This is a genomic window from Pseudomonas sp. F2, from assembly GCF_057174385.1.
The window spans coordinates 574823-588522 of record NZ_CM169904.1 but is presented as its reverse complement, the minus strand read 5'-3'; the positions used below and the strand labels follow the sequence as shown (position 1 = coordinate 588522).

Below are 13700 nucleotides of genomic sequence, written 5' to 3'. Positions count from 1 at the left end.
CCAGCTCCCACAGGGTTTGGGTGATGCTTACATTTACAGCATCCCTAAAACACTGTGGGAGCTGGCTTGCCAGCGATTGGGCCAGCCAAGCGACCCTCACACCCGCTGGTTCACTCGCTCGCGCAAATACTCCAGCACCGCCCCGCGCTCCCCGGCAAACTCGATCCGCCCGCCCTTCTTCTCCCGCTGGAACGCATACATCGGGTCGTAGTATTCGCGCAACAATCCTTCAATCCAGCTACGGTGCAAATCCACCGACCCGCTGCGTGCCTGTTCGGCCAGTGCGTCTTCCATCAGCAGCAACATCCGCCGATGACGCTCACCACCCAGCCGCTTCTGAACTTTGTTCAGGCTCTCCAGCAAGCGCTCGGAGAACAAAGCAAAACCTTCCTCGCCATGCACTGCGCAAAACTCGGCCGACAGATCCACCACGTAGTCGCGCAGGATCCGCTCGACCCGATCTTCGAAACTGTCTTCCAGCCAGACCATCGGGTACTGCTGCATGCCCTGATACAGCGGTAGCGGCAACGCACAACTGCCAACTACCCGACTCTCGTCTTCCAGAACAAACTGTTCGATACCGGCATCGCGCTTCTTGAGGATATCGATGGCCAGACGGTTCTCGAAATCAATGTTCGACGGTTGACCGGTAGCACGCTTGCCAAAGCTCGAGCCACGGTGATTGGCGTGCCCCTCCAGATCCACACCGTTGCGCAACTGCACCAGGACCTCGGTCTTGCCGGTTCCGGTCATGCCACCCAGCAACACGAAATCACACTGGCTGATCGCCTGCTCAAGTGTATCGAGCAGAAAGCTGCGCATAGCCTTATAGCCGCCGCCAACGCGCGGATAGTCGATACCGGCCTCGTCACGCAGCCACTGCTGCGTGATCTGCGAACGCAGGCCACCACGAAAACAATAGAGATAACCATCAGGATGGGCCCGGGCGAAATCAGCCCAGGCCTGAATGCGTTCGGCCTTGATCGCGCCGGACACCAGCTGATGACCCAGTTCGATGGCGGCTTGCTGACCGTGCTGTTTGTAACAGGTACCGATCTTCTGCCGTTCGATGTCGTTCATCAGCGGCAGGTTGACCACACCGGGAAACGCACCTTTGTGAAACTCGACCGGCGCGCGGGCGTCCATCAGCGGCCGGTCGTTGAGGAAAATGTCGCGGTAATCGGTGCAGTCGCGGTACATCAGATCACCTCGACTGCGTGGGTCTGTCGCTCAACCAGTTCGCCAATCGGCGCCAGGTCCAGGCCCAGTTCGGCGGCCACGGCGAGGAACTCGTCGTTGCCTTCAGGGGTGACCGCAATCAGCAGACCACCGCTGGTCTGCGGGTCGCACAGCACGCGCTTGTGCAGTTCCTGCAGACGGCCAAGCTTGCTCGAATAGCTGTCAAAGTTACGCAGGGTGCCACCAGGCACGCAGCCTTGTTCGAGGTAGTACTCGACGCTGTCCAGACGCGGCACGTGGTTGTAGCCGATACGTGCGGTCAGGTGGCTGCCATCGGCCATTTCCACCAGATGCCCGAGCAGGCCGAAACCGGTGACGTCGGTCATTGCGGTGACGCCGGCCAGTTTGCCGAAGCGGCTGCCCGGCTTGTTCAGGGTGCACATCCAGTCACGGGCCACACCAATGTCGCCGGGGCGCAATTTGCCCTTTTTCTCGGCGGTGGTAAGGATGCCGATACCCAGCGGCTTGGTCAGGTACAGCAGGCAACCGGCGGTGGCGGTGTCGTTGCGTTTCATGTGGCGCTTTTCTACCAGACCGGTCACCGCCAGGCCGAAGATCGGCTCGGGCGCATCGATCGAATGCCCGCCGGCCAGCGGAATGCCGGCGGCGTCGCACACCGCACGCCCGCCGCGAATCACTTCCCGCGCCACTTCCGGCGCCAGCACATTGACCGGCCAGCCGAGGATCGCAATCGCCATCAGCGGATCGCCGCCCATCGCATAGATGTCGCTGATCGCATTGGTCGCAGCGATCCGGCCGAAGTCGAACGGATCGTCGACAATCGGCATGAAGAAGTCGGTAGTCGACACCACACCACGCTCGGCATCGATCTCGTACACCGCCGCGTCATCACGCGAGGCATTGCCGACCCACAGTTTCGGGTCAAGGTTCTGCGCACCGCTGCCGGCCAGAATCACTTCCAGCACCTGCGGGGAAATCTTGCAGCCACAACCGGCACCGTGGCTGTATTGGGTCAGGCGAATCGGCTCGCTCATGGGAGAGTCTCTGGCAGTTGATGGGGCGGATTCTAGCAGAGCGCGGGCCGGCAGATTTTTGCGCTGAATGTCCGGCCCCCTTCGCGAGCAAGCTCGCTCCCACAGGGGATCGCTGTCATCCACAAATCCTGTGTTCACTGAAGATCCGTGTGGGAGCGAGCTTGCTCGCGAAAGCTATCGACGGGTCTCCACGGTTTCACGGCCGGGCACAAAGGGTGCCCTGATGAAAAACCATCTGCCATTGCTCCCCCTGCCGCCGCCACACCGAACTGCGCAGACTGTCCGCCGGCACCCGCTGGCCGCCAGCGACGGTATGGCAGTGATATGTCACCAGCGCCGAATCTTCCGACAATTGCTTGAGCGTGAACTGACTGACGTTACGTTGTGCGAAAGCTTGCTGCGGCAGCGCTTCCAGCACATCAGATTTGTTCCAGATGCCGCCGCTGGCGCCGAATTCGACAAAGTCGTCCGCGATCAATCTCTCCAGTTCTGCGGCATCCTCGCGCACGGCGCGCGACAGCAGGCGGTTTTCCAGATGTAACAAATGCTTCGACAGATCCATCTCGTTCCTACCTCAATGCAGAAATCACTCGCCACAAAGACTTTCGATTGTGCAAAAAAAACCGCCCTTTCGGGCGGCTAAAGTACTTCGACCATGATTCAGAAGCTTTGACTGAAGCTGATGTTGAACGCGCTGTCGTTGTTGTCGCTCGACACCTGGCCTGAATAGCCGATGCCCAGTTTGCCGGTCGGGGTGACCTGGAAGTCGATGCCGGCTTCGAGCAGTGCGCTGTCCTTGGCGATCGGTACGCCCTGGGTGCTGAACGAGGCGCCGCCGTCGATGAAGGTCAGGTCGGCGTCAGGTTTGGTGTCGCCGTAGGCGTGCCGCCAGCCGACGGCCGCGCGTGGCGTCAGTTGACTGCCGTTGGCCAGGGTCACCAACTTGCCGATGCGCACGCCGAGGGTTGAGTAAGTGATGTCCTGATCGGCGTCGGCCTTCAGGCGCCCCACTCCCCCTTTTTCCTTGCCGGTGTCGCTGTCGTAGTTAACGTAGGCCAGCCCGGCAAACGGTTCGATGGCGACGCCTGCCGCGTTGATCGCGTAACCCACTTCACCGAACACCTGCGCACTGCGTGCGTCGTAATCGGCCTTCAGGCGATCGTTGTAGCTGCCGACGCTGACGTCGCGTTTGGTCTCGATGCTGTGCCAGCTGTAGGCCGCGCCGAGGCGCACCGCCAGTGCATCGAATTGCGAGTTCAGATAACCGGCCAAGTGGTAGCTGTCGACCTTGGCGTCCGAGTTGCGATCATGCGCGTTGAGGTTGCTGCGGGTGTAGCCGGCCGCCATCCCGGCACGCCAGGTGTCATCCAGCGCCTTGTCGGTGCCAAGCATGAAACCGCCGAGGTTGCGATCGACTTTGGCTGTGTTGCTGTCGCCGCCCATGTCGCCCCAGGCACCAATGGCCCGGATCCAGCCGACCATTTCCCCGTGGCAACCGTTGCTGCTCAGTTGCGTGTCGCTCGGTGCCAGGGTACGACGCGGATCATCCGCAGCGCTGCACGATGGCTGGCGCATGCGGTCGTTGACCGCCTCGCGAATGAAGCGCGAGTCTTCAAGCATGGCGCTGGCGGTGCTGGCGTGGATTTCCCCTGAGAGGCTGTCGAACGCATTGCGCGCACCGGCCACGCTGAGGTTGACGATCTGGTTCTGCAACGCCGCGCCAGCCGCACCGTTGTTGGACAGTGCCGTGGCGGTGCCGCGCTGGTTGCCCGTGACGGCGACGTCGGCGAACGAGTTGCCGTTGCGGCTGACGGCCAGGGTGACTGAATCGGCGCCGTAGACCAGCGAGCTGTCGAGGAACGCGTACTGCGGCAGATCGGCTGCACTGAAAGTGCCAGTCACGCCGCCACCGGCGGTGATCAGCGAGTAAGTGGTATTGCCGGTGAATGGCGCGAGGCTGTTGACCACCAGACCGCCGCCCAATGCCGCCGTACCGCCCACCGCCAACGGTGTCGCGGTTGGCGAGCTGACCGTCAGCGCCAGCACACCATCACTGCTGTTGGTCAGGTTGCCGGCCACGCTCAAGGTGCCGTCAGCACCACCGGAAGCGACCACACCGTGGTTGACCACCGAACCGACGCTGCCGTTACCGCTCAGGCCTGCGCCATTGGCGACCGTGACTTGGGCGCCCAACGAAGCCCGGGCCGCACGGCTGCCGACTTGCAGCACGCCCTGATCAACCGAGACGGTGCCACTGAACGGCTGATTGCCGGTCAGCAGCAGCGTGCCGGCGCCGCGTTTGGCCATCGCCCCGAGTCCGCTGAGGACGCCGTTGAACTGGCCATTGGCATTCTGCTGGAACACCAGTGTGGCGTTGTCGGTGATGTTGCCTTGCAGGCTGGTGGTGTTACCCATCAGCGTACCGCCACTGACGGTGGTGCCGCCGCTATAGGTGTTGGCGCCACTGAGCACCAGCGTGCCGGAGTCAAGTTTCTCGATCCCCCCCGTCCCCACCAGCGGTACGGAAATTTCCGCACTCGCCCCGGCATTGACCCGCACCGGCGCCAGACTGCCGTCGGCACCGTTGATCGGCGTCAGCGTGCCGCCACCCCCTGGAACCAGGCTGTAACCCCCGGTGAGGAACTGCAGACCGGTGAAGTTCTGATTGCCCTGCACAGTGACAGTACCGGCCTGGCCACCAAACACCGCGAACTGACCATTGGCCGCCAGCGCCTGCGTGCCGCTCGGATCGGTCCAGTTGGTGCCCGGGCCCCACACGCCACTGCCGCCACCGATGCTGCCGTCAGGGTTGGTGGTGCCGCCGTTCCAGAACTGTACTTCACCCGGCGTGCCCTGCACCAGCAGGTTGACCTGATTGGCGATCGCGGTTTGCAGAGTCAGGTTGGCCGCCGACACCGGCAGGCTGCCGTAGACCAGACCATTGTCGGTCAGGCTGCCGCCGTAGCGGAACAGTTGATAGACGCCGGTGCCGAAGCCGCCGGCGTTGCTGATATTCAGCGTACCGTCGAGGGTCAGGTTGCCGGCAACGTTGACCACCGTGGTTGAACTGGCGGCCGAGCCGAGGCTGAAGTCCAGGTTGGTCCCCGAGGACAGCGCCAGCGCACCGACCGACAACGGCGTGGCCGAGCCGCCACCGCTCAGCGTTGCACCGCTGGCCAGTTGCACGTTGCCACCCAGTTGCCCGCTGCCGCCGATTTGCGCACCGCTGGCGATGTTGACGTTGGCGCTGTTGAGCACGCCGTTGACGATCAGATTGCCGGCCTGCACCGAGGTGTTGCCGGTAAAGGTATTGTTGCCGGTCAGGAGCAACTGGCCGGTGCCGGTTTTGTTCAGCGTACCGCTGCCGGTGAGGTTGCCGGTGTAGCTGCCGTCGGCGTTTTGCGCGAAGGTCAGCGCCGCGTTGTTGACGATCGCGCCTTGCAGGCTGCTGGTGTCGCCAGTGGTCGTGCCAGCGTTCAGCGTGGTGCCGCCGCTGTAGGTGTTGGCGCCGCTGAGCAGCAGATCGCCGTTGCCGTTTTTCACCAGACTGCCGGTGCCGGTGATGGCGCCGAGCAGCGTAGTGTTCTGGTTGCCGGCCAGGGTCAGTTGCGACCCCAGATTGATCGCGTTGGCCAGTTGCAGCGCCGAGCTGCTGTCGAGAGTGCCGTTGCCGGTCACGCTCAGTGCACCGCTACTGATCGCGCTGTTGTTGCCCAGCACCAGTGTGCCGCCAGCGAGCTGAGTGCCGCCGCTGTAGGTGTTGCTGCCATTGAGGGTCAGGCTCGAAGCGCCGGACTTGATCAGGTTGCCCGCCCCACTGACTACACCGTCGAGGGTCAAGGCGTTGCTGCCAGCGACAGTCAGGCCACCGTTCACCACCACATCGTTGCCCAGCGTGACGGCCGCGTTGCTGTCCAGTGCGGTGCCGTCAGCGGCAGTCAAGACGCCAGTGCCCAGCGCCGTGTTATTACCGACGACAATCTTGCCGCCGTTGAGCGCGGTGCCACCGGTGTAGCCGTTGGCGGCATTGAGCACCAGCGTACCGCTGTCATATTTGCCGAGGGTGCCGCTGCCGTTGAGCGCGACGCCAAGGGTCGCGGTGGCGTTCGGATCGACTCGCACGGTGGCGTTACCCAGCGAACCGTTGACCAGGTTCAGCGCACCGGCCGTGCCGTTCTGCAGGTTGTAGCCATCAGTGACGAACTGCAGGCCGGTGATGGTTTGTGCGCCGTTGACGGTGACCGTGCCGGCTGTGCCCTGGAACACCGCGAAGCTGTTGGTCCAGGCCTGATTGGTGGTGCCGTTGACGTCGGTCCAGTTGGTGGTGCCGGTGCCCCAAGTGCCGCTGCCGCCATCGACCGAACCGTTGGCGACGAGTTGGTTGCCGTCCCAGAACTGCACGGTGACGCCCGGTGCGGTGACCAGCAGATTGATCTGGTTGGCCAGCGCGGTTTGCAGGGTCAGATCCCCCGGGGTGACGCTGCCCGGCACTGTACCGATCAGCATGCCGTTGTCGGTCAGGCCGCCGGTGTAGTTGATCAACCGGTACACGCCGCTGCCAAAACCGCCGATGTCGCTGACGTTGAGGGTGCCGTCGAGGGTCAGGTTGCCACCGACGTTGACCAGCGCATTGCCGCCACCGGAAACCGGCACTCCGAGGCCGACATCGAAGTTGGAATTGGCGTTGAACACCAGCGAGTTTACCGACAGGGTGCTGCCGGTGGCGCCGGCCAGATGACCGCCGTCGGCCACGGTCACGGCACCGCCCAGTGAGCCGCCGCCAGTCAGGGTGCCGCCGCTGTTGACCAGCACACTGGCGCTGTCCAGCGAGCCGCTGACGTTCAAGGTGCCGGCGTTGACCGTGGTGTTGCCGGTCAGGCTGTTGAGGCCGGCCAGGGTCAGCGTGCCGGTTCCGAGTTTGCTCAATTCGCCAGTGCCGGTGAGTACACCGGCGAAAAGGCTGCTGGCGTTGCTGCCGCCGATGCTCAAGGTGTTGCCGCCGCCGATCAGTGCGGTGCCGCTGCCGGTCAGGCTGGCGAGGCTACCGGAGCCGCCGAGATTCAGCGTCGCCGCAGCGCCGAGATTGACCCCGGCGTTGCTGCCCAGTGCCGAGTTGCCCAGCGTGGTCAGGCTGCCGGACTGCACATCAAAGGTGCCGCTGAAGGTGTTGTTGCCGGTCAGCGTCAGGTCGGCCAGGCCATTCTTGGTCAGGGTGCCCGCCCCGGCAATCACACCACCGAGGGTCAGGTTGTTGTTGCCGGCCACGCTCAGGTTGGCATTGACGTTGACGTTGTTCGCCAGCACCAGCGGCGCGGTGGTGTCGAGGGTCGACGCACCCGCCACGGTGACCGCGCCGGAGCCCAGGCCCGCCGAGGTGCCCAGGGTCACGGTGCCGGCGTTCAGCGTGGTGCCGCCGCTGTAAGTGTTAATGCCGTTGAGGGTCAGGTTGGACGCGCCGTTCTTGATCAGACCGCCGGTACCGCTGACCACGCCGCTGAGGGCCACGTCGCTGTTGCCGGTGTTGGTCAGATTGGCGTTGAGCACCACGTTGTTGCCCAGCGACACCGAGGTGTTGCTGTCCAGCGCCGAGGCACCGGCCACGGTCAGGTTGCCCAGACCGAGAGCGCCGTTGCTGCCGGTGGTCAGGGTGCCGGCGTTGAGGGTGACGCCACCGAGGAAGTTGTTGGCCCCGCTCAGGATCAGGTTGGCCGCGCCGTTCTTGGTCAGGCTGCCGGCGCCGTTGATCGCGCCGCTCAGCGTCAGATCGTTGCTGCCGACGATGCCGAGGTTGCCCGCCAGGTTGATCGCGTTACCTGCCGTGAAGGCGCCGCTGGCATCCAGGGTGGTGCCGTTCGCCGCGTTCAGGGTCGCCGAGCCCAGCGCGCTGTTCGACGCCAGAATCAGACCGCCCGCATTCAGCGCCACCGGCCCGAGGAAAGCGTTGTTGCCACCGAGGGTCAGGCTGGCCGAACCGTTCTTGATCAAGCCGCCGGTGCCGGAAATGACACCGTTGAGGGTCAGGGCATTACTGCCCAGCAGGGTGAGATTGCCATTGAGCGTGGCGGCGTTGGCCAGGGTTACGGCGGTGTTGCTGTCGAGTTGCGTGCCGGCATTGGCAATTAACGCGCCGCTGCCCAGGGCGGTGTTGCTGCCGACCACCAGAGTGCCGCCGTCCAGTTGCGTGCCGCCGGTGTAGCTGTTGGCGCCGTTGAGTACCAGGGTGCCGGCATCGAGTTTGTTGAGGATGCCGCTGCCGTTGATGTTCACGCCGACCGTGGCGGTCACGCCCGGGTCGACCCGCACCGCCGTGGTGCCACCGCTGCCATTGACGGCGGTCAACAGGCCCGACGCGCCGTTGATCACGTTGTAGCCATCGGTGAGGAATTGCATCCCGGTGAACAGTTGCGTGCCGTTGACCGACACTGTACCGGCCGTGCCCTGGAACACCGCAAAGTCGCCGGCCCAGGTCTGGTTCAGCGTACCGTTGGAATTGGTCCAGTTGGTGCCGCCGGCAGTCCATGTGCCGGTGCCGCCGTCCACATTACCGTTCGGGATGGTCTGGCTGCCGTCCCAGAAGCGCAGGTTGGTGTTAGGCGCCGACACCACCAGATTCACCTGATTGCCAAGGGTCTGCACAAGGATGTCGCCGAGGCCGTAACCCACCGGTACACCGGCCACGGTCAGGCCGTTGTCGGTCAGTGCGCCGACGTAGTTGAACAGGCGATAGACACCGACGCCGAAGCCGCCGGCATCGGTGACGTTGAGGTTACCGTCGAGGGTCAGGTTGCCGCCGACGTTCATCAGCGAAGTGGTCGATGGCGTGGCGAGGTTCGCATCGATATTGCTGTTGGCGGCCAGCACCAGTGACGCGGCAGACAGGGTGGTACCCGAGGACAACGCCAGGTGGCCGCCGTTGTTGATGTTGAGAGTGCCGAGCAGCGAACCGCTGCCGGTTACGCTCGCGCCGGAATTGACATTGACCTGGGTACTGGCCAGCGACCCGCTGAGGTTCAGGGTGCCGCCGTCGACGGCGGTGTTACCAACAATGCCGTTGATCCCGGTCAGGTTCAGGGTGCCGGTGCCGACCTTGGTCAGGCCGCCGTTGCCACTGAGGTCGCCGTCGAAGGTGCTGGTGCTGCTGACGCCGCCCACAGTCAATGTGTTGCCGCCGGCGATCTGCACGCTACCGCTGCCGCTCAAGCCGTCGAGGCTGGCGTCGCTGCCGAGGTTGAGGCTGGCGCCGGCGCTGATAGTCGCGCCGGAGGTGTTGCCCAGGGCTCCGCTACTCAGGGTGGTGACGCTGCCGGCGGCAATGTTCAGCGCGCCGGTGAAGGTGTTGGTGCCGCTGAGAGCCAGGTCATCCAGGCCGGTTTTGGTCAGGCTGCCCGCACCGTCGATCACACCGCTGAGGGTCAGCCCGTTGTTGCCGGCCAGGGTCAGCCCGGCATCGAGGGTGATGTTGTTGCCGAGGGTGAAAGCGCTGCTGTTGTCCAGCGTCGCGGCGCCACCAACGGTCAGGGTGCCACTGCCCAAGGCGCCGGGCGCACCGACGGTGAGGGTGCCGGCGTTGAGGGTGCTGCCGCCGCTGTAGGTGTTGGTGCCGTTGAGGGTCAGGTTGGCCGCGCCGTTCTTGATCAACTGGCCGGTGCCGCTGACCACCCCGCCCAAGGTCAGGTCCTGGGTGCCGCCGACGCTCAGGGCCGCATTGAGCACGACCGCGTTGGCCAGGCTGACCAGCGGCGAACTGCTGTCGAGGGTTGTCGCACCACCGACCGTCAACACACCGGTACCGAGCGCCGAACTGTTACCGACGGTCAGGGTGCCGGCATTCAGGGTGGTACCGCCGGCGTAGGTGTTGGTGCCGTTGAGGCTCAGGTTGGCCGCGCCGTCTTTCACCAGGCTACCGGCGCCAGCGACGGTTCCGGTAAGGCTCAGATCCGCACTGCCGCCCACATTGAGCGCCCCGGCCAGGTTGACCTGATTGCCCAGCGTAACGGCAGTGTTGGTATCCAGCGTGGTGCCCGCCGCGGCGTTCAATGCGCCGCTGCCCAGCGCGGTGTTGCTGCCGACAATCAGCTTGCCGACGTTGAGTGCGGTGTTGCCGAAGTAGGTGTTGGCGCCGTTGAGAATCAGGTCGGCAGGGCCGCTTTTGGTCAACCCACCGACGCCGGAAACCACGCCCGCGAGGGTCAACGCATTGCTGCCGCCGAGGGTCACGTTGCCACCGAGGTTGACGTTGTTCGCCAGGCTCGCCGCGGTGCTGGCGTCCAGCGTGGTGTTGTTGCCAGCGTTGAGCACGCCGGTGCCGAGGGCAGTGTTAGAGCCGACGACCAGTGTCCCGGCGTTCAGCGACGTAGAGCCGGTGTAGGTGTTGTTGCCGGTGAGGGTCAGGGTCGAAGAGCCAGTCTTGATCAGATTGCTGCCGCCGCTGATCACGCCACCGAGGGTCAGCGGGTTGGCGCCGCCGGCAGTCAGGTTGGCGTTTAGGGCAATCGCGTTGTTCAGCGTCACGTTGGCGCTGCTGTTGAGCGTTGCGCCCGCACCGCCCACGGTAAGCGTGCCGGTGCCGAGTGCCGCGCCGTTGCCGACGGTCAGACTGCCGGCGTTGAGCGCGGTGCCACCGGTGAAGGTGTTGGCGCCGTTGAGGGTCAGGTTGGCGGTGCCGTTCTTGATCAACTGGCTGGCGCCACTGATCACGCCACCGAGGGTCAGCGCGTTGCTGCCGCCGATCCCCAGATTGTTGTTGAGAATGACGTTGTTGTTCAGCGTCACCGCTGTATTGCTGTCGAGAGTCGCAGCGCCGCCGACGGTGATATCGCCGCTGCCGAGCGCAGCATTGGCACCCGCGGTGATGGTGCCTGCGTTCAACGCAACAGCACCGAGGAAAGTATTGGCGCCGTTGAGAATCAGGTTGGCCGCGCCGTTCTTGGTCAGCCCGCCGCTGCCGCTGACCACACCACCGAGGGTCAGGTTGGCGTTGCCGGCGATGTTCAGGTTGCCGCCGAGGGCGACGGCGTTGCTTAGCGCCACGGTGGTGCTGGCGTCGAGGGTAGTGCCCGCCGCCGTGGTCAGTGCGCCGGTGCCGAGCGCGGTGTTGCTGCCGACGATCAGCGTACCGGCATTGAGCGCCGTGCCGCCGGAGAAGGTGTTGTTGCCGCTGAGGGTCAGGTTCGCGGTGCCATTCTTGATCAGGTTGCCGGCACCGCTGATGACGCCGCTCAGGCCCAGCGCCTGGGTGCCGCCGAGGGTCAGATCCGCCGCCAGCGCGACAGCGTTGGCCAGGGTCACCGCGGTGGTCGCATCCAGCGTGGTGCCGGCCGCCGCGTTCAAGGCGCCCGTGCCGAGGGCGGTGTTGCTGCCGACGAACAAGGTGCCGCCGTTGAGCGCGGTGGTGCCGCTGTTGGTGTTGTTGCCGGTCAAAGTCAGGCTGGCAGTGCCGCTCTTGGTAATCGCACCAGTGCCGGAGACGATGCCGCCCAGGGCCAGCGCATTGCTGCCGAGCACGTTCAGCGCACCGGTGATGCCGACGTTGTTGCCCAGGGTCACGTTGCCGGTGCTGTCGAGGCTGGTGCCGTTGCTGGTGTTGAGCACCCCGGTACCCAGTGCGTTGTTGTTGCCGACGCGCAAGGTCCCGGCACTGAGACTGGTGATCCCGGTGTAGGTGTTGCTGCCGTTGAGGGTCAGGCTGCCGCTGCCGGTTTTGGTCAGGTTGGCGGCGCCGCTGATCACCCCGCCCAGGGTCAGCGCACCGGTGCCGGTTGCGGTCAGGGTGCTGTTGAGCGTGATCGCGTTCGCCAGCGAAATGGGCGTCGTTGCCGAGATACTCGAAGAGCCGCCAACCGTGATGCCACCGGTACTGAACGACTGGTTGTTGCCCACCAGCACCACACCGCCATTGAGCACGGTGTTGCCGGTGTAAGTGTTGATGCCGTTGAGATTGAGCTGGCCGCTGCCGATCTTGGTCAGGCCGCCCGTGCCGGAAATCACACCGTTGAGGGTCGTGCCGTTGATGCCCTGCAGGGTCAGGCCGCCGGCGCCCAGGTTGATCTGGTTGGCCAGCGTCAAACCGGCATTGCTGGCCTGCAGGATCCCGCCGTTGGACGTCAGCACGCCACTGCCGAACGCCGCGTTGTCGTTGAACTGCGCGACACCGCCATTAAGCGTGGTCGCGCCGCTGACCAACGGCCCTTGCAAGGTCCAGGTGCCGCTGTTGAGGGTCAGGTTGTTGAAGTTGACGTAGGTCGCGCTGGACGCCGTGCCGGTCCCGGTGGTGCCGCCGCCGAGGCCGATGGGGTTTTGCAGGATCAGCGTGTTGGTGCCGGCCGCGCCGCCATCGATCGTCCCGGTCGGGGCAAACGTCAGGTTGATGCCGATCAGGCCCCCGAGGCCGACGGAGACTTGTACACCGTCGCCGACGTTCACGCTGGAACCGGTGATCGCGTAGAAGGTGTTAGTGCTGCCCGCCCCCATCGACACACCGCCGGTGATGTTGCCGGCGTTGGTGAAGGTGTTGCCCGCAACCGACGTCTCGAACGCAATCCGACCGTTGATCGTGCCGCTGGCGCTGTTGGTCATGTTGACTTGCGAACCGCCATACACCCCGACCACCGGGGTATCGGCCAGGGTGATGCCGCCGACCGACAGCCCGGTGGAAGTGATGGTGCCGTCGTTGGTGATGGTCGTGGTGCCCGACACCGAGTTGTTCACGCCAATCCCCAGCCCGTCGATGCTGGTCAGGTTGAGCCCGAGCAGCATGCCGGTACCGCGAATGATCCCGGTGGCGTTGTTGACGATGCTCACCGTGCTGGTCGCGCCGGTACCGATGAACGCACCGCCACTGAGGATCGACACCAGGCCCAGCAAGGCCGGGTCGAGGGTGCCGGAGTTGTTCAGGTTGATGTTGGCCCCGGTCAGGTTGATGACCTTGCCACCCAGGGTCGCGTTCATCTGCGCACCGGAGTTGACGTTGACCGTCAAGCCGCTGGTGGCGCTGCTGTAGTCATTGAGAAACAGCGGCAGCGTCGGGACGCCCGAACAGGTAATCGTCGAACCTGCCGCCGAGCAAGTCGCGAGCGCCTGCTCGCTGACCCCACCGAACAAAAGTCCGGCAACGCTCAGGTGCACGGCAAGGGAAAGAGGGGAAAAACGCGAAACGAGGGCGACACCAAACCTTGCTTCCACGGGCTACTCCTTGTCGTGGCCAAATTCTTCCTTGAAGGCGTGCACGTCGGGCTTATTCCACACGCGAATCAAGACTGCGACGGTCATCACAAAACCGCGTCATGGCTGACAAGCTAGTAGACGCCCCGCAATGGGGCACTGATTAAATGGTGTTAATACTTTAATACTACGACTGTCTAGAACGCGGGTTTCGGCCCGTAAACACTGGCCTGTGCCTAAACGACATCCGTCTGTAGGAGCTGCGGCACGCTGCGATCTTTTGATCTTGATCCAAAAAAAAAATCA

At 64.3% G+C, this 13700-nt stretch carries 4 protein-coding genes; all 4 read right to left on the bottom strand.

Annotated features, from left to right (window positions below):
* Positions 1–96: 96 nt before the first annotated feature.
* Positions 97–1200, bottom strand: a complete 1104-nt coding sequence (gene mnmH / locus AC193Q_RS02475; protein ID WP_121184649.1) for a tRNA 2-selenouridine(34) synthase MnmH — start codon at positions 1198–1200, stop codon at positions 97–99.
* A complete protein-coding gene (gene selD / locus AC193Q_RS02470) occupies positions 1200–2234 on the bottom strand; it encodes a selenide, water dikinase SelD (RefSeq protein ID WP_041074189.1) in 1035 nt (344 codons plus the stop codon). Before selD ends, mnmH begins: the two co-directional genes overlap by 1 nt.
* A 196-nt stretch (positions 2235–2430) precedes the next feature.
* The gene (locus tag AC193Q_RS02465; protein ID WP_483879107.1) at positions 2431–2796 is read right to left on the bottom strand and encodes a nuclear transport factor 2 family protein; all 366 of its coding nucleotides are present in this window, start codon (positions 2794–2796) and stop codon (positions 2431–2433) included.
* 98 nt (positions 2797–2894) lie between these two features.
* Entirely contained in the window at positions 2895–13415 is a 10521-nt protein-coding gene (locus tag AC193Q_RS02460) for an autotransporter-associated beta strand repeat-containing protein (RefSeq protein WP_121184645.1), read from the bottom strand.
* Between the last annotated feature and the right edge of the window lie 285 nt (positions 13416–13700).